General features: G+C 62.3%; 24 protein-coding genes. 14 read left to right on the top strand and 10 right to left on the bottom strand.

Translation table 11 applies throughout. The annotated features are described in order from the left end of the window. Window positions 1–39 precede the first annotated feature (39 nt). The 8 genes from JY500_RS12110 (at window position 40) to JY500_RS12075 (ending at window position 9,231) form a co-directional block, all read left to right on the top strand. Complete coding sequence (locus tag JY500_RS12110) at window positions 40–1,689, top strand: nuclease-related domain-containing DEAD/DEAH box helicase (RefSeq protein WP_206252640.1); 1,650 nt, start codon at window positions 40–42, stop codon at window positions 1,687–1,689. Window positions 1,690–1,929: 240 nt separating this feature from the next. Beyond that, entirely contained in the window at window positions 1,930–3,423 is a 1,494-nt protein-coding gene (locus JY500_RS12105) for a methyl-accepting chemotaxis protein (protein ID WP_246479602.1), read from the top strand. Between the two features lie 84 nt (window positions 3,424–3,507). Continuing rightward, the gene (locus JY500_RS12100) at window positions 3,508–4,467 is read left to right on the top strand and encodes a chemotaxis protein (RefSeq protein WP_172199435.1); all 960 of its coding nucleotides are present in this window, start codon (window positions 3,508–3,510) and stop codon (window positions 4,465–4,467) included. A gap of 11 nt (window positions 4,468–4,478) precedes the next feature. Continuing rightward, window positions 4,479–5,426, top strand: a complete 948-nt coding sequence (locus JY500_RS12095; RefSeq protein ID WP_172199438.1) for a chemotaxis protein — start codon at window positions 4,479–4,481, stop codon at window positions 5,424–5,426. Between the two features lie 14 nt (window positions 5,427–5,440). Next, entirely contained in the window at window positions 5,441–5,836 is a 396-nt protein-coding gene (cheY, locus tag JY500_RS12090; RefSeq protein WP_172199441.1) for a chemotaxis response regulator CheY, read from the top strand. A 76-nt stretch (window positions 5,837–5,912) separates the two neighbouring features. After that, window positions 5,913–6,749: a protein phosphatase CheZ gene (gene cheZ / locus JY500_RS12085; RefSeq protein ID WP_172199444.1), complete on the top strand. Its 837-nt coding sequence runs from the start codon at window positions 5,913–5,915 to the stop codon at window positions 6,747–6,749. A 62-nt stretch (window positions 6,750–6,811) separates the two neighbouring features. Continuing rightward, window positions 6,812–8,767, top strand: coding sequence for a chemotaxis protein CheA (locus JY500_RS12080; RefSeq protein WP_206252639.1), 1,956 nt, complete (start codon window positions 6,812–6,814; stop codon window positions 8,765–8,767). 143 nt (window positions 8,768–8,910) lie between these two features. Next, window positions 8,911–9,231 carry a DUF3135 domain-containing protein gene (locus tag JY500_RS12075; RefSeq protein WP_206252637.1) on the top strand — a complete coding sequence of 107 codons (321 nt, stop codon included), beginning with the start codon at window positions 8,911–8,913 and terminating at the stop codon, window positions 9,229–9,231. Between the two features lie 51 nt (window positions 9,232–9,282). Here JY500_RS12075 and JY500_RS12070 read toward each other — a convergent pair whose 3' ends face one another. Continuing rightward, complete coding sequence (locus JY500_RS12070) at window positions 9,283–9,678, bottom strand: C40 family peptidase (RefSeq protein ID WP_371814575.1); 396 nt, start codon at window positions 9,676–9,678, stop codon at window positions 9,283–9,285. Window positions 9,679–10,013: 335 nt separating this feature from the next. Here JY500_RS12070 and JY500_RS12065 point away from each other — a divergent pair, with 335 nt between their 5' ends. Continuing rightward, window positions 10,014–10,595, top strand: a complete 582-nt coding sequence (locus JY500_RS12065; RefSeq protein WP_206252635.1) for a hypothetical protein — start codon at window positions 10,014–10,016, stop codon at window positions 10,593–10,595. 24 nt (window positions 10,596–10,619) lie between these two features. Here the strand turns inward: JY500_RS12065 and JY500_RS12060 are convergent, their stop codons facing one another. The 4 genes from JY500_RS12060 to JY500_RS12045 all read right to left on the bottom strand — a co-directional run bounded on the left by JY500_RS12060 (window position 10,620) and on the right by JY500_RS12045 (window position 13,274). Further along, window positions 10,620–10,895: a DUF4212 domain-containing protein gene (locus JY500_RS12060; protein WP_172199456.1), complete on the bottom strand. Its 276-nt coding sequence runs from the start codon at window positions 10,893–10,895 to the stop codon at window positions 10,620–10,622. Continuing rightward, window positions 10,892–12,319 carry a PhoH family protein gene (locus JY500_RS12055; RefSeq protein ID WP_172199459.1) on the bottom strand — a complete coding sequence of 476 codons (1,428 nt, stop codon included), beginning with the start codon at window positions 12,317–12,319 and terminating at the stop codon, window positions 10,892–10,894. The genes JY500_RS12060 and JY500_RS12055 overlap by 4 nt, the downstream gene beginning before the upstream one ends. Window positions 12,320–12,358: 39 nt before the next feature. Continuing rightward, on the bottom strand, window positions 12,359–12,814 hold the full coding sequence (locus JY500_RS12050; RefSeq protein ID WP_172199462.1) for a peroxiredoxin: 456 nt from the start codon (window positions 12,812–12,814) through the stop codon (window positions 12,359–12,361). Between the two features lie 79 nt (window positions 12,815–12,893). After that, window positions 12,894–13,274 carry an Mth938-like domain-containing protein gene (locus JY500_RS12045; protein WP_172199465.1) on the bottom strand — a complete coding sequence of 127 codons (381 nt, stop codon included), beginning with the start codon at window positions 13,272–13,274 and terminating at the stop codon, window positions 12,894–12,896. A gap of 110 nt (window positions 13,275–13,384) precedes the next feature. Between JY500_RS12045 and JY500_RS12040 the strand changes: the two genes are divergently transcribed. Genes JY500_RS12040 through thrC form a run of 4 tightly spaced genes read left to right on the top strand, consistent with a single transcriptional unit; the run spans window position 13,385 to window position 17,744 of the window. Then, complete coding sequence (locus JY500_RS12040; RefSeq protein ID WP_206252633.1) at window positions 13,385–14,680, top strand: pyridoxal phosphate-dependent aminotransferase; 1,296 nt, start codon at window positions 13,385–13,387, stop codon at window positions 14,678–14,680. Then, window positions 14,670–14,996, top strand: coding sequence for a hypothetical protein (locus JY500_RS12035; RefSeq protein WP_206252631.1), 327 nt, complete (start codon window positions 14,670–14,672; stop codon window positions 14,994–14,996). Before JY500_RS12040 ends, JY500_RS12035 begins: the two co-directional genes overlap by 11 nt. Beyond that, window positions 14,993–16,306 (top strand): homoserine dehydrogenase, encoded by a 1,314-nt coding sequence (locus tag JY500_RS12030; protein WP_206252629.1) that lies wholly within the window; start codon window positions 14,993–14,995, stop codon window positions 16,304–16,306. Before JY500_RS12035 ends, JY500_RS12030 begins: the two co-directional genes overlap by 4 nt. Window positions 16,307–16,313: 7 nt before the next feature. Further along, a complete protein-coding gene (gene thrC / locus JY500_RS12025) occupies window positions 16,314–17,744 on the top strand; it encodes a threonine synthase (protein ID WP_206256471.1) in 1,431 nt (476 codons plus the stop codon). A gap of 86 nt (window positions 17,745–17,830) precedes the next feature. Here the strand turns inward: thrC and JY500_RS12020 are convergent, their stop codons facing one another. From JY500_RS12020 to JY500_RS12010, 3 genes are all read right to left on the bottom strand, one after another. After that, on the bottom strand, window positions 17,831–17,974 hold the full coding sequence (locus JY500_RS12020; protein WP_172199486.1) for a hypothetical protein: 144 nt from the start codon (window positions 17,972–17,974) through the stop codon (window positions 17,831–17,833). Window positions 17,975–18,104: 130 nt separating this feature from the next. Continuing rightward, window positions 18,105–18,953 carry a carboxylating nicotinate-nucleotide diphosphorylase gene (gene nadC / locus JY500_RS12015; RefSeq protein ID WP_206252628.1) on the bottom strand — a complete coding sequence of 283 codons (849 nt, stop codon included), beginning with the start codon at window positions 18,951–18,953 and terminating at the stop codon, window positions 18,105–18,107. Window positions 18,954–19,136: 183 nt separating this feature from the next. Next, window positions 19,137–20,114, bottom strand: coding sequence for a threonine dehydratase (locus JY500_RS12010; protein ID WP_206252626.1), 978 nt, complete (start codon window positions 20,112–20,114; stop codon window positions 19,137–19,139). Window positions 20,115–20,182: 68 nt separating this feature from the next. On the opposite strand from JY500_RS12010, the gene JY500_RS12005 reads away from it, so the two are divergent. Further along, window positions 20,183–21,550, top strand: coding sequence for an aminotransferase-like domain-containing protein (locus JY500_RS12005; RefSeq protein WP_206252624.1), 1,368 nt, complete (start codon window positions 20,183–20,185; stop codon window positions 21,548–21,550). Here JY500_RS12005 and JY500_RS12000 read toward each other — a convergent pair. Next, a complete protein-coding gene (locus JY500_RS12000; protein ID WP_172199498.1) occupies window positions 21,547–22,422 on the bottom strand; it encodes a DMT family transporter in 876 nt (291 codons plus the stop codon). The genes JY500_RS12005 and JY500_RS12000 overlap by 4 nt on opposite strands. Window positions 22,423–22,455: 33 nt before the next feature. Further along, a complete protein-coding gene (locus JY500_RS11995) occupies window positions 22,456–23,937 on the bottom strand; it encodes an NAD(P)H-hydrate dehydratase (protein WP_246479601.1) in 1,482 nt (493 codons plus the stop codon). Window positions 23,938–24,049: the final 112 nt, after the last annotated feature.

Genomic DNA, 24,049 nt, shown 5'->3' with positions numbered 1-24,049 from the left:
CGGCGACAATCGGGCGCTTGGTCTTGAGGTGATGCATTCATGGCTCGTATCTACCCCGACGGTTGGGAAGCGCTGGCGAACGGCGCATCGCCCAGCCTGGTTCGACTGCTCGACACGCTGCGCCGCCTGGGCGAAGCCTTGCCCGACGATTGGGCGGTGTTTCACGGTGTGCATTGGCAGCATGGCGCGGATGGTCAAGCGCTGTTTGGCGCGGTGGATCTGGCACTGGTGACGCCATCTGGCGCCTGTGTACTGATCGAGCAGCGCACCGGCTTTCTGCGCGAATCGGCCGAGGGCCTCCTGCGCGGCAGCGCGGCGCAGGCGGTGAACGTGGCGCACCACCTGGGGCGCGCGGTGGCGGTGCTGCGCGAGAAACTCGCTCGCGTGGCCAGCGACGCATCGGTGACTGGTCTGCTCTTCCTGCCGGACTATCGCGTTCGCCAACCGCAAACCGCGGGCCTGGACCCGGCGCTGATCATCGATGCCGATCAACGCGAGGCGCTGGTGGCGCGGGTGCTGGCGCTCGATGCTGATGTCGCCGCTAATGCGGTACGTCACGCCGCGGTGTCGGCGTTTCTGGCGGACGAATTGTCGCTGACGCCGGACGTCGGCGCGGCCGCCGATGCGTCGCGTGCGCTCTACACCCGCCTCTCAGGTGGCCTCACTGAATGGGCGCGGCGGCTGGAAATGTCACCCCATCTGTTGCGGGTGGTGGGCACGGCCGGATCCGGCAAGACGCAGCTCGCGTTGGCGGTCTATCGCGATGCGCTGGCAGCGGGGCGGCGGCCTTTGTACGTGTGCTTCAACCGGCCGCTGGCGGACCATGTGGCTGCGCTGGTGCCCGCGGGGGGCGAGGTCACGTCGTTCCACCAGCTATGCCTGAGCATGTTGCGAACCACCGGTTTGCAGCCCGACTTGCGCCAGCCGGATGCATTCTCGCGGCTGGAGACGGCGTTTGGGGTGATGGCGGTACCGGCGGAGTGGGTGTTCGACGAGATCATCATCGACGAGGGGCAGGATTTTTCGCCCGCCTGGCGCGACGCAGTTTTGCGCTTGGGCCGCCCCGGTGCGCGCTGCTGGTGGCTGGAAGACCCGATGCAGAACCTTTACGCCAAGCCCGCGATCGAGATGCCCGGCTGGGTAACGCTTCGCTCGGCAACCAACTTCCGCAGCCCGCGCGCGATCGTCGACATGCTCAATCGGCTGATGCCCGACGCCTTGCGCCAGGAGCCCGGCAGCCCGATCCGCGGCGACGCGGTGAGTGTGGTGCCCTACGCTGATCGCGAGTCGCTGCTCGAGCAGACGCGCCGGGCGCTCACGCAGGCAATTGGCTTGGGTTTCGAGCGCAGCCAGATCGCGCTGCTGAGCTTTCACGGCCGGGAGCGTTCGGCGCTTGTCGGGCTCGACCGGCTTGGGCCGATCCCGCTGCGACACTTCACAGGGCGCTACGATCTGCTTGGCATGCCTGAGTTCTCGGCCGGCGACGTGCTGTGCGAGACGGTCTACCGCTTCAAGGGGCAGAGCGCGCCCTGCGTGATCCTCAGCGAAGTGGACTTTGCGGTGCTGGACGACGCAGCCTTGCGTAAATTCTTCGTCGGCGCGACCCGCGCCACGATGAAATTGTTCGTGCTGGCGTCGGCTACCGCAGCCGGCTTGCTGAACGAAGCGGGTTTCGCCGACGACGCCTAAAGTCGCTTCATCCCCCGCCGTTAATCGGACGAACGGCGCCCGAGAGCGCGAGCGTGATCAACACGGCGAGGGTCGAATGAGGCAAATCGGGGCGATGATCGTCCTTGGCGCAGCTGCGGCGCTGGGGGCGGGGGCCGGAGCTTGGCTCGGGGGGCGGCGGGGGCCGCGGTGATTTCGGCCTTGCCTGTGATGGTGCTGTTCTGGTGGATACAGCGGCGACAGTGTGCCGGTCTGCAGGCGATGACCACGCTACTCACCGATATCAATCGAGACGGCGACCTCTCGCGCCGCGCGGCGGCTGGCGGTGGCGTCAGCGGTGAACTGGCCAGCGCCTTCAACACGCTCCTAGATGTGGTGCAGGGCGTTGTCGCCAAGGTGATCAGCGATTCGCGTCGGGTTGCAGAAGTTTCCGATCAACTCGGTGCGCGCTCCGAGCGCATGAGCGCCAGTACCGGTTCGCAGCGCGACGCGGCGAACCAGATGGCGCAGGCGATCGAGCAGATGACCGCCAACGTCTATGAAGTCGCCGAACATGCCTCGCAGACTGCTCGCATTGCGCAGGAAGCCCGCGAGCTTTCGATCGCCGGTGGCGGCGTGGTGGCCAATGTGTCGCAGGAAATCGAGCGTATCGCCCAGTGGGTGGAACAGTCCGCATCCGTCGTGGCGTCGCTGGGCGACCGGTCGCAGGCGATCAGCGGCATCGTCAACGTTATTCGCGAGATCGCCGATCAGACCAACCTCTTGGCGCTCAACGCTGCTATCGAGGCAGCGCGGGCCGGCGAGCAGGGGCGCGGTTTCGCAGTGGTGGCCGACGAGGTGCGCAAGCTTGCGGAACGCACATCCAACGCTACGCGCGAGATCACCCAGATGATCGCGGCCATCCAGGGGGAAACGGCCAGCGCTATCGCGACGATTGAAGAAGGTAGCAAACAGGCGCGCAGTGGTGCCCAACTGGCCAGCAGCGCATCGGATTCCCTGCAGGCGATCGACCGTGGCGCGACTGAGACCATGGAGAAGGTCGACGCGATCGCGCTGTCGATACAGGGGCAGAGTCGTGATGCTGAGGCGATCCACGGCTCGGTGCAGCAGATCCTCAAGATGATCAACGAGAACGCCAAGGCGGCGGATGAGTCGCGCGGCGAGGCGGCGCGCCTCGCGAACCTGGCCGGCAACCTGGGCGAGATCGACAAGGTGTTCCGCCTCTCGGACGTTGGGCAGAACGCCGTGGCGGTGCATGCCGCCTTGCCGAGTGTGGCCATGGCGGCCGCCAAGGCGGTGGGCGAGGCGCTTGAGCAGGCGGTGGCATCCGGGCGCATCACGCTGGACGCCTTGTTCGACGACCGCTACGTGCCGATTCCCGACACCAAACCGCAGAAGTTCAACACCCGCTTTGATTCGCTGACCGACGAACTGCTGCCGGCAATTCAGGAGCCGATCCTGGAGCAGCACTCGGCGGTGGTGTACGCCGGGGCGGTGGATCGCAGGGGCTACTTCCCCACGCATAACCGGCGCTTCTCGCAGCCGCTGACCGGCGATTTCGACAAGGACATGGTCGGCAACCGCACCAAGCGGATCTTCGACGATCCGGTCGGCAAGCGCTGCGGTGCCCACGAAATGGAATACCTGGTGCAAACCTACCGGCGCGATACCGGTGAGGTGATGCACGACGTTTCGGCCCCGATTTATATCCAGGGCCGCCACTGGGGCGGTTTCCGGATCGGTTTTCGTGCATAAGCACCCTCAAGTCCGTAACCGCGCTGCCGTTAGTGTTATTGACGCCTGCAAGAATGCAGGCAGGGCCTGGAGTTGGAGAGACGAATGTCCGAACTACTGAAGAGCATTGACGCGCGGACGCGCCTGGCTGGTACGAACAAGCTCGAGATCCTGCTCTTCACCTTGGGCGAGGATCAACGCACCAATCGGCGCGAGACCTTCGGCATCAACGTGTTCAAGGTGCGTGAAGTCATGCGCACACCGCCTATCACCGCCGCGCCGGACATGCAGAGCGCGGTGGAAGGCATGGTTTCGCTGCGCGGGCAGCTTGTGCCGATCGTCGATCTGGCCAAGTACACCGGTGTAAACACCGATGGCAAGCGCGACATCATGATCGTGACCGAATACAACGGCCACACTCAGGGCTTCCTGGTTGAGGCGGTGGATACCATCCTTCGGCTCGACTGGGCGCAGATGCGGGTGCCGCCCGAAATGCTGACTTCGCGTCTGGGCGGCCTGGTAACGGCAGTCACCGAACTTGAAGACGGCCGGTTGATCATGATGCTGGACGTCGAGAAGGTACTGTCGGAAACCACCAAGTACGACGACGACTTCCTGTTCAAGGACTTGCCCAAGGTTCGCAAGAAAGACGCAACCGTTTTCTACGCCGATGACTCGGCCGTCGCGCGCAAGCAAATCGAACGCACGCTCAAGGAAATGGGGATCCGGTCGTTAAGCGCGGTCAACGGCCGCGCTGCGTGGGATGAGCTGGAGAAGCTGGCGAACCACGCCGATATCGTCGGCAAGAAGATGAACAAGCTGGTCACGGTCATCCTGACCGATATCGAGATGCCGGAAATGGATGGCTACATCCTGACGAAGAAGATCAAGTCGGACCCACGTTTCGAGGGGATACCCATCCTCATGCATTCCTCGCTGTCGGGCATGTCGAACCAGGCGCTCGGCAAATCAGTGGGTGTGGATGCCTACGTTTCCAAGTTTGAGCCGCACCGGCTGGCTGACTCGCTGTTGAAGTACATCGACGGCGACCAGGACATGCTCTGAGGGGAACCGAAATGGACCAGGCACAAAGCAATCTGCTCGATTCGGTTGATGCGCGTACCAAGCTCGCCGGTTCCAACCGGATGGAGATCCTGCTGTTTTCGCTCGGCACGACCGAAACCTTCGGCATCAACGTGTTCAAGGTGCGCGAAGTCTCGAAAACGCCGTTCATCACCAAGGCACCGAATATGCCTGCCGGGGTGGAGGGCCTGATTTCGCTCCGCGGCAACGTCATTCCCGTACTCTCGCTGGGTCGCATCCTTGGCTTGAATGGCCCCGAAGCGGGTCTGGGCGGCTCGATGATGGTGACCGAGTACAGCAAGCGAACGCTCGGGTTCCTCGTCAGCGATGTCGACCGCATCATCCGGGTTGAATGGGACAAGGTTCGCCAGCCGGAGAACGTCTCATCGTCGGCGGTCAGCTTCATCACCGCGATCACCGAACTGCCGGACGGCCGTCTGGTGTCGATCCTGGACGTCGAGACGATCCTCGCGCAAACCTTCGGCGAAGCGCCGATCGGGCAGATCGCCCCGCTTGGAAAAGACGTCGAATCGAACATCTTCTTCGTCGATGACTCGTCGGTTGCTCGCAAGAAGATTGTCGAGGTGCTCGACAAGCTTGGCGTACGCCACAAGCACGCGATGAACGGTTTTGAGGCTTGGACCCGGCTCGAAGGCATGGCCTCCCATGCGCAACTGCAGAAGCGCCGCCTTGCCGATGAACTGAGCCTGATTCTGGTTGACGCGGAAATGCCGGAAATGGACGGCTACGTGCTGACCCGCAATATCAAGAGCGACGTTCGTTTTGAGGGGATCCCGGTGGTCATGCACTCGTCCCTCTCCTCGGAAGCGAATCGAGCAATGGGCAAGTCAGTCGGTGTCGATGCGTATGTGGCAAAGTTCGATGCTGAGGTGCTCGCCGAGACGCTGCGCCCATATCTGATGAAGTCGCACAGGGAATAACCCCGGAGAAAAATATGTCCGATCCCAAGATGAAATTCCTCGTGGTTGATGACTTTTCGACGATGCGTCGCATCGTCCGCAACCTGTTGAAGGAATTGGGCTACACAAACGTCGATGAGGCGGAAGACGGCGCCGTTGCCTTGCAGAAACTGCAAGGCGGTGGATTCGACTTCGTCGTCACCGACTGGAACATGCCCAACATGACCGGCATTGAGTTGCTGCAAGCGATCCGCTCGAGTTCTGCGCTGAAGGATCTGCCCGTTCTGATGATCACGGCAGAGGCCAAGAAGGAAAACATCATCATGGCTGCGCAGGCCGGTGCGAGTGGCTACATCGTGAAGCCTTTCACCGCGGCGACCCTGTCCGAAAAGATGGGGAAGATCTTCGAAAAAATGGGCAAGGCGGGCTAATCCGCGACATGCGTGGTGTGCGGCGCGGCTTTCTTTGCGCTGCGCATTCGGTGTGAAAGACCAACAGGAGCCGGAAATGGCAAAACGGCCAGCGAATGACGGATCAGGTGACAACGACGAACTGCAGGAGCTGTTCGACAGCATCGCGAGCGAGGCCGCAGCGCCCCGTCCGCCTGCCGACGAAGGCGACAGCGACGAATTGCAGCATCTCTTCGACGATGTAGCGTCGAAGTTCAATGCGGGCGGGCAGGACGTTCTTGAGGGCGAGGCGCGCGAGGTACCGGCGGAGCCCTTGACACCGGAGGAGCGCCAGGAATCGGTCTTCACGAAGATCGGCCAGATGACGCGGATGCTGCACGACACCTTGCGCGAGCTGGGTTACGACCGGATGCTGGAGGAAACTGCACGCCAGATCCCCGACGCACGCCAGCGCCTTTCCTACATCGCGACGATGACCGAGCAGGCTGCGAGCCGCGTGCTCAACGCGACCGACATCGCGCAGCCGATCCAGGATCGGCAGGAAGACATGTCGCGTCAGCTGCGCGAACGCTGGGACAAGCTCTACGCGAAGGAGCTGTCGGTCGAAGAGTTCAAGGTCCTTGCTCAGGAGACCCGCGGCTTCCTTGGTCAGGTCGCCGACGACAGCAAACTGGTCAATGAACAGTTGCTCGAAATCATGATGGCGCAGGACTTCCAGGATCTGACCGGTCAGGTGATCAAGAAGATCGTCGACATGGCTGCAGTACTGGAAGAGGGCCTGGTGAACGTGCTGCTGCAGGTGGTGCCGGAGAACAAGCGCTCGTCGGCCAGCGAAGGCCTGCTGAATGGCCCGGTGGTCAGCAGCGAAGGGCGCGAGGATGTCGTGACGAACCAGGAGCAGGTGGACGATCTGCTCGAAAGCCTGGGCTTCTGACAGCGTTGCATGACCGACTTAGAGCCGGACTGGCGTAAGACATCGGTGATTCGGAGCGAGCTATGAGCGATTTTGCGGGGATGGAAGATCTCCTTCAGGACTTCCTGATCGAAGCGGGTGATCTGCTATCAGGCGTCGACAACAAGCTTGTCGATCTTGAGCGCACGCCGAACGACACCGGTTTGCTCAACGAGATCTTCCGCGGCTTCCACACGATCAAGGGTGGTGCCGGGTTCCTCAATGCGACCGAGCTGGTGACCTTGTGCCACCTGACCGAGAACCTGTTCGACAAGTTGCGTAACGCGGAACTCGCGATTACGCCGGATGCGATGGACGTCATCCTCGCCGCGACCGGCGCGGTGCGCGACATGTTCAACGAGCTTGAGCGCGGCCAGCAGCCATCCGCTGCGGACCCGCATTTGATCTCGCAGCTGAAGCTGGCGATTGCTGGGAATCTGGTTGGCGGTGCGGCCAAACCAGCCGCTCCGGCGCCGGCACCGGCTCCCGCGCCGAAGGCCGAGACAGCCTTGGTTCCGGTGGCGCCGGTGGTTGTGCACCATCCGGTTGGCGACGACGGCATCGACTGGTATGCGCTTTACGAAGCCGTGACTGGCGTGCCCTCGTCAGCAGTGGCCCCGGCCGCCGCGCCGGCCGCTGTTGTTACTGTTGCAGATCCTTCGCACGACCTCGACGGCAAATCTGCCGACGAGATCATCAAGGCCGCAATCGGGCGACGTGCCAGCGACAAGCCGGGCTATAGCGGGCCGACTGGCCGGCGCGAGGTTGAGCGCACTCGCGACAACTCGATCCGCGTGGATACTTCTCGCCTCGATCAGGTTTTGAACCTGTCCGGTGAAATCGGGCTCACCAAGAACCGGCTCAACGCACTGCGTTCTGACATTCTGAACGGCCGCAGCGACTCGGAAACGCTGCACGCGTTGGACGTGGCAGTGAGCCAGCTCGATCTGCTGGTTTCTGATCTGCAGAACGCGGTCATGAAGACGCGCATGCAGCCGATCGGCCGTTTGTTCCAGAAATATCCGCGAATCGCCCGCGATCTGGCCCGCAGCCTCGGAAAGGATGTTGAGCTGATGCTCAGCGGCGAGGAAACGGAAATCGACAAAACGATGATCGAGGATCTCTCCGATCCGATCATCCACCTGATCCGCAACGCGGTTGATCACGGTGTCGAGCCGACGCACGAACGTCTCGCGGCAGGGAAATCGGACAAGTCCGTAGTGCGCCTTGAGGCGCGTCAGGAAGGCGACCACATTGTCATCATCGTCGCAGACGATGGGCGTGGCATGAACGCCGAGCGGCTGCGCGCCAAAGCGTTGGAGAAAGGCCTCATCACTGATGAAGAGGCCAACACCATGGATGAACGTCAGAGCTACAACCTGATCTTCCTCCCCGGCTTCTCCACCGCATCGGCTGTGTCGGACGTGTCCGGGCGTGGCGTTGGCATGGATGTGGTGAAGACGAATATCCAGAAGCTCAACGGCACGATCGATATCCGCTCGACGCAAGGCAAGGGCACGACCTTCATCATTTCGCTGCCGCTTACTCTGGCAATTCTGCCGGTGCTTGTGGTGCGCCTTGCGGAGCAGCCTTTCGCCGTGCCCCTGTCGATGGTGCGCGAGATCCTGCCGATCGAAGCACAGCATGTGCAGGAGGTTGGTGGCCGCGCGACGATGGTGGTGCGTGGCGAAGTGCTGCCGATCTACACGCTATCTGGCCTGCTGGGCTGGCCGCAGGAGCACGTCGCCGAGTACGGCGTACTCATGCAGACGGCCGAGCGCAACTACGTGCTGGCGATCGACTCGTTCGCGGGCCGGGAAGACGCGGTGATCAAGTCGCTTGATGCCTTCCGTCCGAAGGGCGTGGCGGGCGTGACGACGCTGTCGAACGGGCAGATCGTGCTCATTCTCGATATGAAAGAGCTACTCGGCAGCTCGTCGGATCAAGGCGGCACGACCCGAAAGGCGCTGTTGCGGGATCGTTTGCCGGTCGCCGCATGACGGATCGCTTGTCAGGGTTTTGAACCGTCGGGCCCACCTTGGTGGGCCCGTCCTTTTTGTGGTGCTTGGTGCACGATTGGCTGTTGGTTCTGTGCGGCGCAGGGCGTAGGATGACATTCCATCCCGTCGTCGGAGCCATCGCCATGACCGACACCGAATTTCGTCATCTCAAGGTTTTGGCGCAGACCGACGTTGCCGGCTTCGTGGCGGCAAGGCGAGAGTTGATCGAGCGCATGATCAGTGGCACTGATCCCGAGCGCCAGGCCAAGCTTTGGCAGTTGCAGGATGAGATAGAGCTGATGCGCGCCACGACACCGAACGCCGATCAGGTGACACAGCGGCTTGCCCAGATGATTTCAGAGCGGCTTGATGCCCTTGACCTTGCCTTCTCGCGGCTGCCTACGGCCGCGGAACCTATCGGCGAGACGGTCAATACGGCGCACGGGGCCAAGCATCAGATGTGACCGCTGTTGCCGAGCGGCAGCGTGGCGATACGGTCGCCACGTTAATTCCAATCAGCGGATATTGGTTTCGGCCGAGCGCAATTCAGGCTGGTCTACGACCCGACGGGCGCCGTTGAAGCGCGTGCGCCAGTAGTCGTCAGACATGCTCTCCACGCGCACCTTGCCGCCAGCCGACGGCGAATGGAGAAAGCGGTTGTCGCCAAGGTAAATGCCGACGTGTGAGAAGGTACGACGCATGGTGTTGAAGAACACCAGATCGCCCGGCTTGAGCTCGGAAGGATTGATCCGCTCGCCGGTATTGGCCATTTCCTTGGCCGTACGGGGCAGATTCAGACCGAGCGCATCCATGAACACGCGGCGAACCAAGCCACTGCAGTCAAATCCGGTCTCGGCCGAGTTGCCACCGAAACGGTAGCGGATACCAAGGTATTGAAGGCCGGAATTCATCAGGTCACCGGCGCCGCGCGATGCGCGATCGAGGAGCGACTCCGAGTGCGCCACAATCGACTCTGAGGTCAATGCAGCCGGCGCACCCGGAACGTGCTCCGGCGGCTCCGCGGCAAGCGCTTGTCCGGCAAAGATCGCCAGACATGCAATACAGAGTGTTGTTTTTATGCGCATCACGCGACTATAACTTGGCAGGTGTGACCGGTAAACCCTTGATTTTGTGTTGACGTGTACCTAGATGTTACCGTTGGTCGCGGATTGCCGGCTAAATCAAGGCATTCCGTTGGAATACCCATAAAATCCCGCCCATTGTCTCGCCGCCTGGGTCCCCCGCCATGAAGGTGTTTTCTTACCTGCTATTTCTCGGCTTCGTTGTGCTTGGTGTCTGGTCTGTACGCCGCTGCATGCGCGCGATCCAGGTATCACGCATGCATGCGTCGTCGAGGGAAGAGCAGTTCCTCCTCGCCGCATCGGCCGACCTCGGTGGACCGAACAAAGCGCCGGATGCCGCGCCGAATACCGTGCAGCCTCCCAAGACGAATAAGGCAAGTCCGATGGAAACGGAACTGCTTGCACGGGAAGAGCGGCTTGTTTACCTGCTCTTGAAGGTTGCGCTCCCCGAATTTGAAGTGCTGACCCACGTTAGCAGCGCAAAGCTCTTGCCCCGCGGGGAGCATCTTGGGCTGGCTGTGCTGGACTTCGTTGTTTGCCGAAAGGACTTCCGGCCTGTGGCCGTCGTGGTCCTCGACCGAGCAGGTGAGCCGTCACATCCGGCTCGCTCGCGTGCCCTGGCGGAACTGGCGGGCACGGGCGTGAAGCTCGCCCACTGGCGGGTGGAGCAATTGCCTGGCCGCACGGCGGTTCGCAATTGGGTGCTGGACGATGCCGTCCCCGGTGAGCGTCGCTTCGCTGCCTAAGTGATCTGAGGGCGACGAAGGGGCTTATTCGTCCCGCGCGTCTTTGTACCGCTGATCGAGGCGATTCATGGCCCAAGTGTGCACGCCCACAATCGCCAGGTAGATCAACAGCGCGCCCTGCGCTGCGAAATAAAAGCCAAGCGGAAACCCGAGAAATTCCCATTCGTTCAAGCGCTCGGGCATGAAGCTGGTTACCAGCGTTACAACAAACCATACCGCCAGTAGCGCCAGCGTCAGCGCGAGCGTGCGCCTCCAATGGCGCCGCGCCGCGGCGGAGTCCGGGCGCGGCGCGTCACTCACAGAACTTCCCCTGCCCAGTCGGCAAGCCGCGAGCGCTCGCCTCGCTGCAAGGTGATATGGCCGCTATGAGCCCAGCCCTTGAAGCGATCCACCACGTAGGTCAGGCCTGAGCTCCCCTCGGTCAGATACGGCGTATCGATCTGCGCGATGTTGCCGAGGCAGACCACCTTGGTGCCTGGGCCGGCACGTGTGATCAGCGTCTTCATCTGTTTGGGCGTTAGGTTCTGCGCTTCGTCGATGATCAGGAATTTGTTGATGAAGGTGCGACCCCGCATGAAGTTGAGGCTCTTAATCTTGATCCGGGTACGGATGAGATCGCGTGTCGCGGCGCGCCCCCATTCGCCACCATAGTGGCCACCCTCTTCGGCGTTGCCGTTGAGCACATCAAGGTTGTCCTCGAGCGCGCCCATCCATGGCGCCATCTTTTCTTCCTCGGTGCCAGGTAGAAAACCAATGTCCTCACCAACCGGCACGGTCACGCGCGTCATGATGATTTCGCTGTAGCGCTTGGTTTCCAGCACCTGAGTCAGGCTCGCCGCGAGCGTGAGCAGCGTCTTGCCAGTGCCAGCCTGGCCGAGCAGCGAGACGAAATCTACGTCCGGGTTCATCAGCAGATTCAGCGCGAAATTCTGTTCCCGGTTTCGTGCCGTGATGCCCCAGACGTTGTTCTTCTGATGCGAGAAGTCGATCAGCGTTTCAAGGACGACGGTCGGCCCAGTCCTTTCCTTTACCAGTGCGTAGAGCGGCCGTTCGCCTTCCTGATACACAAATTCGTTGACGACCAACTCCGCGGAAAGCGGACCACGCAGCTTGTAAAACGTGCGGCCGTTCTCCTTCCACGACTCCATGTCCTTGCCATGCGTATCCCAGAAATCCGCGGGCAACTCTCTGACGCCGGTGTAGAGCAGGTCGGTGTCTTCCAGGACTTTGTCGTTGAAGTAGTCCTGTGCATCGAGCCCCATAGCGCGGGCTTTGATGCGCATGTTGATGTCTTTCGACACCAGGATGACTGGCCGCTTCGGGAACTTGGTCGCCAAGTAATGAACGACCGCCAGAATCTGGTTGTCGGCCTTGGCTGTCGGTACGTTCACCGGCAGTTGGATCGGAATCGCCTCGGTTTGCAGGAAAAGGCGGCCGGTTGCGAGTTCTCGCGACGGTTCCGTCAGTTCGATGCCGGTCTCGATGCCGTCGGGTGCGGAGGTCACGATGTCATCCATCATGCGGCTCGCTTGGCGCGCGTTGCGCGCCACCTCGGACATGCCTTTTTTGTGGGCGTCGAGTTCTTCCAGTGTCTGAATGGGAATGAAGATGTCGTGTTCTTCGAACCGGTATAGACAGTTCGGGTCGTGCATTAAGACGTTGGTGTCTAGCACGAAGAGCTTCGTCTTGGCGGCTGTGCTGGCTGGCTGGCGTTTTGCGTTCATGAGCTAGAGCTTCCGCGTAAGTTCGAAAGACAGAAGGGGTCAGAGCGACGTGACGAAGTCGAGCACTTCCTGCGCGTGACCGGGAACCTTGACGCCGCGCCACTCGCGGCAGATCTCTCCTTTCGCATTGATGACGAAGGTGCTGCGTTCGATGCCGCGGACCTGCTTGCCGTACATGTTCTTCAGCTTCATGACGCCAAACGCCTCACACAGCGTCTCGTCCGGGTCGGACAGCAGGTCGAACGGGAATTCTTTCTTGCTCTTGAAATTCTCATGCGACTTGATGCTGTCGCGTGAAACCCCAAGAACCATGGCGCCACGCTTCACGAACTCATCGTGCAGGTCGCGAAAGTTCTCGCCCTCGGTTGTGCAGCCGGGCGTGTTGTCTTTGGGGTAGAAGTAGAGCACCACTGTGTGACCGGCAAGATCAGCGAGACTGATCGTCTTGCCGCCGGTCGCGGGGAGGGAGAATTCGGGCGCTTTCGATCCTGTCATCGCGGTCTCCATGGGTGGATTCCGCACCAGAGTAGCCGAGCCGGATCGTGCCCCGCAAATGGCCGAAAAACGTATGTCGCTAAGCTGCTGATTCAATGATCATTGCCGCGATCACCTTACGGCCCTCCGCGGCGAGGATATTGTAGGTCCGACATGCTGCCGCGGTGTCCATGATCTCGAAACCACGCTGCGCGTCGATCAAAGGCCTGAGCATTTGGGGCGACGGAAAGCGCTGCCGCTGGCCGGTGCCAATCAGGGTAATGACTGCCTCGTGGTCTGCGAGGGCGGCAAAGTCGTCAATCGTGAGCGATTCGAAGCGATCCTTGCCCCACGCGGTGTCCAGCAGCTGGGGGCCGACAACCAGGCTCGCTGTATATCGCTGACCGTTGATGGCGATGAAGCCCGCTCCGTGCGCAGTCACGACGTTGGTTCCAGCCGACAGATCGAGGTTGAGTTTCATCGTTTGTTGCACCGCGATTGCGGCAGTGGTGAGGCTTGGCTACGATTATAACCTTTTGATTTGCCGCGCCTTGGCGTTCAGTCGAGGGCGGATGACGCTTGGAGAAGACTATGACTGCGGGAAATCTGTTGCGGATTACGGGCGAACACGGACTTGAGCCGGTGGCCGCCGCCCGCGCCGCGCGCCCGCTTCACAAGTCGGCGAAGCTCTCCAACGTGTGCTACGACATCCGCGGCCCGGTGTTGGCGCGTGCACGGCAAATGGAGGAAGAGGGGCAGAAGATCATCAAGCTGAACATTGGCAATCTTGCCCCGTTCGGCCTGCTGCCCCCTGATGAGATCGTGCAGGACATGATCCGTAACCTGCCGGACGCCGCGGGTTACACCGATTCCAAGGGTCTGTTCGCGCCGCGCAAGGCGATCGTGCATTACACGCAGGAAAAGGCCATCACTGGTGTCACGGTGGACGACGTGTACATCGGTAATGGCGCGTCTGAACTGATTGTAATGAGCATGCAGGCGCTCCTGAACTCAGGTGACGAGGTGCTCCTGCCGGCGCCCGACTACCCGCTCTATACCGCCGCGGTGAGCCTGTCGGGTGGTACGCCGCGGCATTACCTGTGTGATGAGGCATCGGGTTGGCTGCCTGACCTCGACGATATCCGCCGCAAGATCACGCCCAACACCAAGGGCATCGTGGTGATCAATCCGAATAACCCGACGGGGGCGCTGTATCCGGTTGAAACGCTGCAAGCCATTGTCGACATCGCCCGCGAGCATGGCCTGATCGTGTTCGCCGATGAGATCTACGACAAGACGCTCTTTGACGGCGAAGTACATACCAGCATCGCGTCACTGGCCGACGATGTGCTCTTCGTGACCTTCAACGGCCTCTCGAAGAACTACCGTTCCTGCGGCTATCGTGCCGGCTGGATGGTCGTATCGGGCGACAAGCGCCGTGCGGGGGACTATATCGAGGGGCTGAATATGCTCGCCTCGATGCGCCTGTGCTCGAACACGCCGGGCCAGTTGGCAATCCAGACCGCGCTGGGTGGTTACCAGAGCATCAAGGACCTGGTGGCGCCCGGCGGTCGTCTGACACGCCAGCGCGACATCGCCGTCGATCTGCTCAATCAGATCCCCGGCGTCAGCTGTGTCAAGCCGAAGGCAGCGCTGTACTGCTTCCCTCGGCTGGATCCTAAGCTCTATCCGATCGAGAACGACCAACAGTTCATCCTCGAACTACTGGAGGAATCGAAGGTGCTGGTCGTTCAAGGGACGGGCTTCAACTGGCCGACGCCGGACCATTTCCGCGTCGTTTTCCTGCCGCACGAAGACGATCTGCGCGAGGCGATCGGGCGTATCGCACGCTTCCTCGAGCAATATCGGAAGCGGCATGGCGGTTGAAAACGCTAAACTGTCGCCTTTAAGGGGCGTCACCGGCAAGTTGGTGGCGTCCGACAATCTGTTGGCCATCGTTCGGAACCATGCGGATTCCGCCCTTGGCGAGAAGTATCTCTCCGACGACCTCGTAACCAACGGGGCGTCTCACTCACCGGGGGTAGGTCACCACCTGACTCCGGCTTTGAGTTCGGAAGCATTCGGCTCGGCCCATCGCACCGCGTTGTTTGAACCGGGTACGCCGCGCGATGGTGCGTACTGCTTCCCTTTCCGCAGAAGCTCGATCAACCCCTCCATCAATTTCAAGAAACACCTGTCATGAAACCGATCAACGTTGGCCTGCTGGGCATTGGGACCGTCGGTGGCGGCACATTTACCGTGCTGTCCCGGAATCAGGAAGAAATCACGCGTCGCGCCGGGCGTCCCATTCGAATTGCGTCGGTAGCGGACCGCAACGTGGAGCTCGCCAAAAAGGTGGTGGGCGACAAGGCCCGCATTACGGCCGACGCGTTCGAGGTTGTCCGTGACCCCGAGATCGACATCGTGGTCGAATTGATCGGCGGCTATGGTATTTCGCGCGAGTTGGTGCTCGAAGCGATTGCCAATGGCAAGCATGTCGTGACGGCCAACAAGGCGCTGCTCGCCTTGCATGGCAACGAGATCTTCGCTGCAGCCCAGAAGAAGGGCGTCATGGTGGCCTTTGAGGCTGCCGTCGCGGGCGGTATCCCGATCATCAAGGCGCTGCGTGAAGGCCTTACGGCGAACCGCATCGAATGGATCGCCGGCATCATCAACGGCACCACGAACTACATCCTGACCGAGATGCGGGACAAGGGAATTTCCTTTGATACCGCGCTCAAAGCCGCTCAGGAGCTTGGCTACGCGGAAGCCGACCCGACGTTTGACGTCGAGGGTGTCGATGCCGCACACAAGCTGACGATCATGAGCGCGATCGCTTTTGGCATCCCGATGCAGTTCGACAAAGCCCACGTGGAAGGCATTTCGAAGCTGACTCGCGAAGATATCGCGTACGCCGAGGAGCTCGGCTATCGGATCAAGCTGCTCGGCATTACGCGTCGCACGCCGCGTGGCGTGGAGTTGCGCGTGCACCCGACGCTGATCCCTGAGCGTCGTTTGATCGCCAGCGTTGAGGGCGTGATGAACGCCGTGCTGGTGAAGGGTGATGCGGTTGGGCACACCTTGTACTACGGCCGCGGCGCAGGCGCCGAGCCGACGGCGAGTGCGGTGGTCGCCGATCTCGTCGATGTGACGCGCATGCACACGTCGGATCCTGAGCATCGGGTGCCGCACCTTGCGTTCCAGGCCGATCAGGTCTTCGAACTCCCGATCCTCGCGATCGGCGATGTCGAAACCTCGTTCTACCTGCGCATGCAGGTCTTCGATCGTCCGGGTGTGCTGGCGGATGTCGCGCGCATCCTTGCCGACCACGGCATCTCGATCGAAGCCATGATCCAGAAGGAGCCGCCGGAAGGTGTCGACAAGGCCAGCATCATCCTGCTAACGCATAAGGTGTTGGAGCGCAACGTCGTCGCTGCCATCGAGCGTATCGAGCAGCTCGCTACTGTCGATGGCTCGGTCACCAAGATCCGTCTGGAAGAGCTGGGCAACTGACATGGCGATGAACTACGTCTCGACGCGCGGCAAGGCCGCGCCGATGCACTTCCTCGACATCCTGCTCGGTGGGTTGATGGAGGATGGCGGTCTTGCGATGCCGGAAAGCTATCCCCGTTTCACGCCAGAAGAGTTGGAGTCACTGCGCGGGCTGAGCTATCCGGAGCTCGCGTTCGCGGTTCTGTCGCGTTTTGCGGACGACATTCCGGCCGATGATCTGCGGGCACTGATCAATCGTACCTACACCGCGCAGGTCTACTGCAATGCGCGCGATGCGGCCAAAACGGGTGAGATCACGCCCGTGACCACGCTGGAGCCGGGCCTGCACCTGCTGGAACTCTCCAACGGGCCCACGCTCGCGTTCAAGGACATGGCCATGCAGCTGCTTGGCAACCTGTTCGAGTACGCGTTGGACAAGACAGGCCAATCGCTCAACATTCTTGGCGCCACATCCGGTGATACCGGTTCGGCGGCGGAGTACGCGATGCGCGGCAAGCGCGGCGTGCGCGTGTTCATGCTGTCGCCCGATGGCCGCATGAGTCCGTTCCAGCGCGCCCAGATGTATTCGCTGCAGGATGCGAACATCTTCAACATCGCTGTCCGCGGCATGTTTGACGATGCACAGGACGTGGTGAAGGCGGTGTCGAACGACCTGGCCTTCAAGCGCAAATTTGCGATCGGTACCGTCAACTCGATCAACTGGGCGCGCGTGTCGGCCCAGGTGGTGTACTACTTCAAGGCCTACTTTGCCGTCACGAAGGCGGCCGGCGAAGAGGTCTCGTTTGCCGTGCCGTCAGGCAATTTCGGCAACATCTGCGCCGGCCATATCGCACGCATGATGGGCTTGCCGATTCGTAAGCTGGTGTTGGCGACGAACGAAAACGACGTGCTCGACGAGTTCTTCCGCACCGGCGTTTATCGTCCGCGTGGCACGGCCGAAACGCACGCCACGTCCAGCCCGTCGATGGACATCTCTAAGGCATCGAATTTCGAACGCTTTGTTTTCGATCTGGTGGGCCGCGACGCCGACGTGGTGCGTGATCTGTGGGCCAAGGTCGATGCGGGCGGGGCGTTCGATCTGTCTGCCACGCCGTATTTCTCGAAGATTGCGGGCTACGGTTTCGTATCAGGCAGCAGCTCTCATGCGGACCGTTTGGCGACCATTCGTGCGACGGCGGAGCGCTACGCCGTCACGGTCGACCCGCACACGGCCGATGCGCTCAAGGTGGCAGCCGAGCACCGTGAAGCTGGCATCCCGATGGTGGTTCTTGAGACCGCCTTGCCGGCCAAGTTCGAGGAGACCATTCAGGAAGCGCTCGGCCGTCAGCCCGCGCGTCCGGCCGGCTACGAGGGTATTGAAGCGCTGCCGCAGCGTGTTGAGGTGATGGACGCTGACGCCGCTGCGATCAAGGCCTTCATCGCAGCGCATGTGGGCTGATCGCTAACGCGACCGATCATTCGAACGCTTCACAATCGAGAACGGCCGGGGAACTCCGGCCGTTCTTTTTTGTGGAGGCCGCCCAACTAAAGGTAGATCACGGCGGGGAAAACAGTGATTGCCAGAATATAGATCAGCCATTCGATGTTATGGCGACTCAGGAATCCGGTGAAGTGCAGCACCAGTACGATGATGGAGACGATGTAGTAGGCAACAAAGAAGACGGACATCGAGGCGATTCCTGAATCCACCCCTCACGGGACAGACGTGCTCAAAAGGGGCGGCAAAAGTCGATCGGCATATATAGCCTTAAAGCGCCTTTGCGGCAAGCCAGATTGGCATTGCGCTTCAGGCGCGATCTCAGCGCTCGGTGTGCCGCAGAGACAAGTCAATCGCATGGACATCCTTGGTCAGGCGACCGATGGAGATCCGATCCACACCCACCTCGGCAATCGCCCGTACACCCTCAAGGCCGACGCCGCCGCTGGCTTCTAGTTCGGCACGGCCGGCGGTCAGCTTCACTGCCTCGCGCATTTCATCGAGCGACATGTTGTCGAGCAGCACCATCCGGACGCCGGCGTCGATTGCCTCGCGTAGCTCCTTGAGGTTCTCGACTTCGACTTCGATGAAGACATTTGAAGGGGCAATGGCGCGCGCTGCCTCCACCGCTTTTGCGATGCTGCCGGCCGAGATGATGTGGTTTTCCTTGATCAGGATTCCGTCGTACAGACCGACGCGATGGTTGGTGCCGCCGCCGACGGCGACGGCGTACTTCTGCGCGAGACGCAGCCCCGGCAAGGTCTTGCGCGTATCAACAATCTTCGCCTTCGTGCCGGCTACTGCCTCGACGTAAGCGCTGGTCGTGGTTGCCGTTGCCGAGAGCAGTTGCAGGAAGTTCAATGCAGTGCGCTCTGCGGTAAGCAACGATCGCGCTGTGGCCAGCACATCGCAGAGCAATTGGCCCGGTTCGATTCGGTCGCCGTCCTTTGCGTGCCACACGATCGTGCTATCCGGTTCCAGCGCAGCGAAGGTGGCGGAAAACCATTCGGTGCCGCACAGGACTGCGGCTTCGCGGGTAATCACACGGCCGCGTGCATTGCGGTCGGCAGGAATCAGGCGGGCGGTGAGATCGCCGGTGCCAATGTCTTCGGCAAGCGAAGCGGCGACGTTGCGCAGAATTTCGGCGCGGAGTTGTTCAGTGATTTGCATGGCAGGCTTTCAGGCTATCGCGCCCGTCGATCAGGGCGCGGTATTTCGCGGCGTCTCAGCCGCTACATCAAGCCGCTACGGTATACGGCGGCGACGCGGTCGCCAAGGATTATGCGCGATACGAGCCTCCCGTGTGCCTACTTGCGTTGTCTTGAACGATAGTCGCGACGTCCGCCTCGCGTCCTATGCGGCCTTGGCGAATGGACGATTCTGGCCGAGCACGGCGGCAAAGGTGTGGGTGTCCACATTGCCGCCAGTGATGACGATTCCCGCCCTGCGACCGCGAAGGGCGGGGCGCTCTTGAAGCGCTGCGGCAAGCGACGCCGCGCCAGCACCCTCGGCGACGTTGTGGGTGGTCGCAAAGAGCAGGCGCATCGCGTTCGCGATTTCATCGTCCGTCACCATGACGAAGCGACTGGCACCGCGACGAATCATTGCGAGTGCGGCGGGGTCCGTCCTCCGGCATGCCAGGCCATCGGCCAACAGCGTGTCGGCCGGCGCTTCGGTCTCGATGCCACTTGCAAAGGCCCGCGCGTAGGCAGGGGCATGCGCCGACACCACGCCAACGATCTCGGTATGCAGCCCGAGCGCATCGCGGGCTGCAATCATGCCGCAAAGGCCCGATCCCATGCCCACCGGCACGTACACGATATCGAGCGGGCTGGCGCTGGAGAGGAACTCCAACGCATAGGTGGCGACACCGGCGATCAGCGCCTCATGGAATGCAGGCACCTGGTGCCAACCGTGCGTTTGCGCCAGACGGCTTGCATGCTCGCGCGCAGCCTGGAAATCGTCACCGTATTCGACCACCGAGGCGCCCAGCGCGCGCATCGCTGCGTTCTTCTCGCTGCTGTTGCCGTGTGGCACCACGACCGTGACGTCAAAGCCGTGCAAAGCGCCGGCCATGGCGACCGACTGGCCGTGATTCCCCCGTGTGGCGCACACCACTTGCCGTGGTCCTGCTTGGCCCGCAAGTCGGCCAAAGTAGTTCAGGCCGCCGCGTATCTTGAAGGCACCCGTCGGTGCGTGGTTTTCGTGCTTGACCAATGTCTCGCAAGCGAGCGCCTCACACAGCATGGGCCAGCGGTACTGGGGCGTTGCCGGCACGAGCGGGCGCACATGGCTCATGGCTTGAAGGATGTCTTCGCGCGAAATCCGCATCGTCGTCTCCGCTTGTGGCGATTGGTGATGCGTGGCATTTTGTAGGCACATTTATTCGGATTGTGTGCATGACAACTTGGCTGCCCCGCGTCGCGGGCCTCGATGGTCCGGTCTACCGCGCGATCGTGGATCAACTCGCTGACGCAATTCGGCGAGGCACCCTGAAGGCCGGCGACCGCCTTCCAACGCATCGTCTGATGGCGGATCTACTGGGCATCAACGTCAGCACGGTGACGCGCGCCTACCGTGAGGCCGAACGGCGGCGCCTGATCGGCGGTGAGGTGGGGCGCGGCACGTTCGTGCTCGGCGGCGCGGCAGAGGCACGCCTATTCGCGTTCGCCGACCGACCGCAGGATTCGCTGATCGACCTATCGACCAACACGCCACCCAAGCTGGTGGGCGATGACGGCCTCGCAAAGGCTGTTGCAGCTTTGTTAGAAGAGGGCGAGCTCGAGCGCTTTGCCGACTATCCGACGCCGGGCGATCTTCATCTGCACCGCTTGGCCGCCGAGAGTTGGCTTGTCCAGCACGGCGTGAATTGCGTGGCGGAGCGCATCGTCCTCTGTGCCGGCGCGCAGCACGCGATGGAAGCGGCGCTTGCTGCGGCCGGCGCTACGGTCGTGGGGTGCGAGAGCCTTTGCTGGCCTGGCTTGAAGGCGATTGCGCGCAGCCGTGGATTACGGCTTCATGCGCTGCCGATTGATCGCGATGGCATCCTGCCGGATGCGCTTGAACGTGCTGCCTTGCAGGGGCTGAAATGCCTGGTCTGCATGCCGACCTTGCACAACCCCACCGCGCGCACATGGAGCATCGAAAGGCGTGAGGCGATTGTTGCCGTCGCGCGGCGTCATGATCTGATGCTGATCGAGGAAGATGTGTATGGCGCCCTGATGCCGAATTCGCCAACATCGTTGGCCAGCCTCGCGCCGGAGCGAGTCTGTCATGTTAGTGGCTTGTCCAAGACAGTGGCGCCTGGCCTGCGGCTTGGCTACCTCGTGCTGCCTCCAGCGCTTCACGGACGCCAGGAGGCGCTCGAGCACCATACGCACTGGTATGTCTCACCGCTTGGAGCGGAAATCGCCAGACGTTGGATCGTGGGCGGGGCCGCAAAGGGCCGCCTGATGCGCCAGCGGCGCGAATTGGCGGCACGCTGGAAGCTGACGCAAGCGGCCCTCGCTGATTACGAGCTCGAAGGGGCGACGGTGTCACCGCATCTGTGGCTACCGCTGGCGCGCGGTCGTGATCCGCAGCGCGTTGCGGAGGTCGCGAGGCGTGAGGGTGTCGCGGTGGTGCCCTCAGAGACCTTTGCGGCTGCGACCCATGCCGAGCCCGCCGGTATCCGCGTCTCGCTTGGGGCAGCAAGTAGTCGAAGCCGTTTGCAGGAAGCCCTGAACCGGCTTGCGCCGGTGCTCCAACGTTCGGCGTTGCTGCGTTAGCTGCTGCGCGTGCTGTCGTATGCGATGAGCAAGCCCGAGGCGCCGATTACGAGCATGCCCGCGATCGTGGCAGCAGACGGCGTGTTGCCGAAAACCAGCCAACCGAGCAGGGCGGCCCAGATCAACTGCGTGTAGATCAGCGGCGACAGCAGTGAGGCTGGCGCTTCGCGAAACGCGCGCGTGAGCAGGTAGTGACCGGTCCCACCAAACAGGCCGAGGGCGACGATCATGCCGCCGTCCAGCCAACCGGGCCAGCTAAGCGGGCCGATCAAGGGCTGCGCCAGCGAGAGGCTGACGGTGCCAGCGAGCGCGGTGTAGTAAAGCATTGTGACGGGATGGCTGACGTGGCTCAGTGTGCGAGTCATCAACTGGTAGCCGGCGTAGGCGACGGCGGCCGCCAGCGCGCACGCGACACCCACCGGATCGAGCCCGCTGCCCGGTCGCGTCAGCATGACAACGCCGGTGAATCCGAGCAGCACGGCGGTCCAACGCAGCTTTCCGATGTGCTCGCCGAGAATTGGCCGTGCGAGCAGCGCGACCAGAAGGGGCGATGCGAAGAGTAGGGCAGTGGCTTCGGCCAGCGGCATGCGCTTGAAGGCAGCCATTGCAAGGACGGTTACGGCGACCAGGCTCAGGCCACGTACGCTCTGCAGTACTGGGCGTTCGGTCGCCAACAGTCGCCCTCGCCAGGTCGGTGCTAGGAAGGCGGTCATCAGCACGAAATGCACCACATAACGCCCCCAGGCGAGCATGGCGACCGGCCAGTGCTGCGACAGGTGCTTGGCCGTAGCGTCAAGACAGGCAAAGAGCACCACTGCGACGCAGAAGAGTACGACGCCGCGTATCGGGCGAGGAGCGCTCTGCTTACCCATTGCGTCGTCCCGCAAATCGCGGTCGCGAGCACCTCATGCAGACTCGCTGGTCCAGGCGTTTCTGATGCGACGTGCTGCGTCGATCACTTCGCTGGCGCGCAGCCCGACCGGACCGACGCCGTTTGCGACCAGTGCGTCCGCCGCGGCGCCATGCAGATGCACCGCAGCCTCAAGCGCCATCGGCGCGGGCCATTGCTGGGCCAGCAGGCTTGCAGCGAAGCCGGTGAGGGCGTCCCCCATGCCTGCCACGGCCATGCCTGGATTTCCGCTGGTGTTGATCGCCCAGGCGCCGTCGGGGTGTGCCACGACGGTACCGCAACCTTTGAGCGCAACGTGTGCGCGGTAACGCCGCGCGAGCGCCTTGGCGGTCGCGACGCGGTCCGCCTGGATGGCGGCGGTTGTCGATTGAAGCAGGCGCGCCGCTTCGGCTGGGTGCGGGGTCATCAAAGTATCGTGCGGACGGGCGAGCAGAAGCGTTTCCAGGTCGGGATCGGTGCCAATCAGATTGAGTGCGTCCGCATCCAGCACGAGAGGGCCTGCAAACGCCAGGCAGCGCTTTAGCAGCGCGCGTGCTGGCTCGTGTTGTCCCAGGCCGGGGCCCACCGCCAAGACGGAAGCCAATGAAGGCACTTCGTCGGCACGGCGCATCATCAGCTCGACGGCGCTGGGATCCAGCGCCGGTGCGTCGGCCGCCAGGCATCCGACGAACACCCGCCCGGCACCGAGCGCCAGGGCAGCGCGGCCGGCGATCCAGGCTGCGCCAACCATGCCGCTCGCGCCGCCGACAATGCCGACGTCGCCATAGAGCCCTTTGTGGCTGTTGCGAGGGCGCGGCGTGAGGAGGGTCTCGAAGTTGCTGCGGGTGATCAGGCGACCGGCGCCATCGTGCTGGTCCACCGTGACGTCCAGCGTTGCCAGATGGAGCCGACCGCAATGGTCAGGCCCGTCCAGCGTCATCAAACCCGGCTTCCAGGCGATGAAGCTCAAGGTGTCGGTTGCGCGCACCGCGCATCCCAGTGCACGGCCAGTATCGGCATCGATGCCGCTTGCAATATCGAGCGACAGGCGGCGGCACTTGAGCGCGTTGAAGCGTTCGACCCATTCGGCGACCTGGCCAGTCAGCGGGCGCGTTAATCCAATACCAAATAGCGCGTCGACGGCCAGCACCCAGCCGTCGGACTTGAACTCTCGTGCCAGCGCGCCGTCGCCCTGTAGCCACGCTGCCATTGCAGCGGCGGCATCGGGAGGCAGGCGGTCGGCATCGCCGAGAAAGGCGACGACGACCTCACGACCTCGTTGTCTCAGTTCGCTTGCGAGAACCAGACCATCGCCGCCATTGTTGCCAGGGCCGGCCAGAATCAGGATCGGCCCCGGGGGAAGATGGAACTGCTCGACGAGTCGGGCAGCAGCGTGGCCGGCGCGCTGCATCAGCGTGGGCGCTGCGTCCTTGTAGACCGACTCCACCGAACGTATTGCGGCGGTCGAAAGTATCCAGTTCGCGATTGTGGCAGTCACGCGCCATTCCTCCGTGAGTACCGCCATTCTAGGGGGTCGGCAAGCGGGACGCTCAGAAACGAAAACCCCGGCTCGAGGCCGGGGTTGTACAGCTGATCGCCTTGGCCCGAAG

The sequence above is a fragment of the Niveibacterium microcysteis genome, assembly GCF_017161445.1.
GTDB classification, from domain to species: domain Bacteria; phylum Pseudomonadota; class Gammaproteobacteria; order Burkholderiales; family Rhodocyclaceae; genus Niveibacterium; species Niveibacterium microcysteis.
Note: the sequence above shows the minus strand (reverse complement) of the source record. Positions and strands in the feature narration are given on the sequence as shown.

Coding starts and splice junctions, on each gene's coding strand:
- JY500_RS12000 (WP_172199498.1), bottom strand. CDS start 22,422: ATGGGTAAGCAGAGCGCTCCTCGCCCGATACGCGGCGTCGTACTCTTC.
- JY500_RS12100 (WP_172199435.1), top strand. CDS start 3,508: ATGTCCGAACTACTGAAGAGCATTGACGCGCGGACGCGCCTGGCTGGT.
- JY500_RS12095 (WP_172199438.1), top strand. CDS start 4,479: ATGGACCAGGCACAAAGCAATCTGCTCGATTCGGTTGATGCGCGTACC.
- JY500_RS12005 (WP_206252624.1), top strand. CDS start 20,183: ATGACAACTTGGCTGCCCCGCGTCGCGGGCCTCGATGGTCCGGTCTAC.
- thrC (WP_206256471.1), top strand. CDS start 16,314: ATGAACTACGTCTCGACGCGCGGCAAGGCCGCGCCGATGCACTTCCTC.
- JY500_RS12040 (WP_206252633.1), top strand. CDS start 13,385: ATGACTGCGGGAAATCTGTTGCGGATTACGGGCGAACACGGACTTGAG.
- cheZ (WP_172199444.1), top strand. CDS start 5,913: ATGGCAAAACGGCCAGCGAATGACGGATCAGGTGACAACGACGAACTG.
- JY500_RS12080 (WP_206252639.1), top strand. CDS start 6,812: ATGAGCGATTTTGCGGGGATGGAAGATCTCCTTCAGGACTTCCTGATC.
- JY500_RS12070 (WP_371814575.1), bottom strand. CDS start 9,678: ATGAATTCCGGCCTTCAATACCTTGGTATCCGCTACCGTTTCGGTGGC.
- JY500_RS12055 (WP_172199459.1), bottom strand. CDS start 12,319: ATGAACGCAAAACGCCAGCCAGCCAGCACAGCCGCCAAGACGAAGCTC.
- cheY (WP_172199441.1), top strand. CDS start 5,441: ATGTCCGATCCCAAGATGAAATTCCTCGTGGTTGATGACTTTTCGACG.
- JY500_RS12045 (WP_172199465.1), bottom strand. CDS start 13,274: ATGAAACTCAACCTCGATCTGTCGGCTGGAACCAACGTCGTGACTGCG.
- nadC (WP_206252628.1), bottom strand. CDS start 18,953: ATGCAAATCACTGAACAACTCCGCGCCGAAATTCTGCGCAACGTCGCC.
- JY500_RS12105 (WP_246479602.1), top strand. CDS start 1,930: ATGACCACGCTACTCACCGATATCAATCGAGACGGCGACCTCTCGCGC.
- JY500_RS12010 (WP_206252626.1), bottom strand. CDS start 20,114: ATGCGGATTTCGCGCGAAGACATCCTTCAAGCCATGAGCCATGTGCGC.
- JY500_RS12075 (WP_206252637.1), top strand. CDS start 8,911: ATGACCGACACCGAATTTCGTCATCTCAAGGTTTTGGCGCAGACCGAC.
- JY500_RS12030 (WP_206252629.1), top strand. CDS start 14,993: ATGAAACCGATCAACGTTGGCCTGCTGGGCATTGGGACCGTCGGTGGC.
- JY500_RS12065 (WP_206252635.1), top strand. CDS start 10,014: ATGAAGGTGTTTTCTTACCTGCTATTTCTCGGCTTCGTTGTGCTTGGT.
- JY500_RS12110 (WP_206252640.1), top strand. CDS start 40: ATGGCTCGTATCTACCCCGACGGTTGGGAAGCGCTGGCGAACGGCGCA.
- JY500_RS12035 (WP_206252631.1), top strand. CDS start 14,670: ATGGCGGTTGAAAACGCTAAACTGTCGCCTTTAAGGGGCGTCACCGGC.
- JY500_RS12050 (WP_172199462.1), bottom strand. CDS start 12,814: ATGACAGGATCGAAAGCGCCCGAATTCTCCCTCCCCGCGACCGGCGGC.
- JY500_RS12020 (WP_172199486.1), bottom strand. CDS start 17,974: ATGTCCGTCTTCTTTGTTGCCTACTACATCGTCTCCATCATCGTACTG.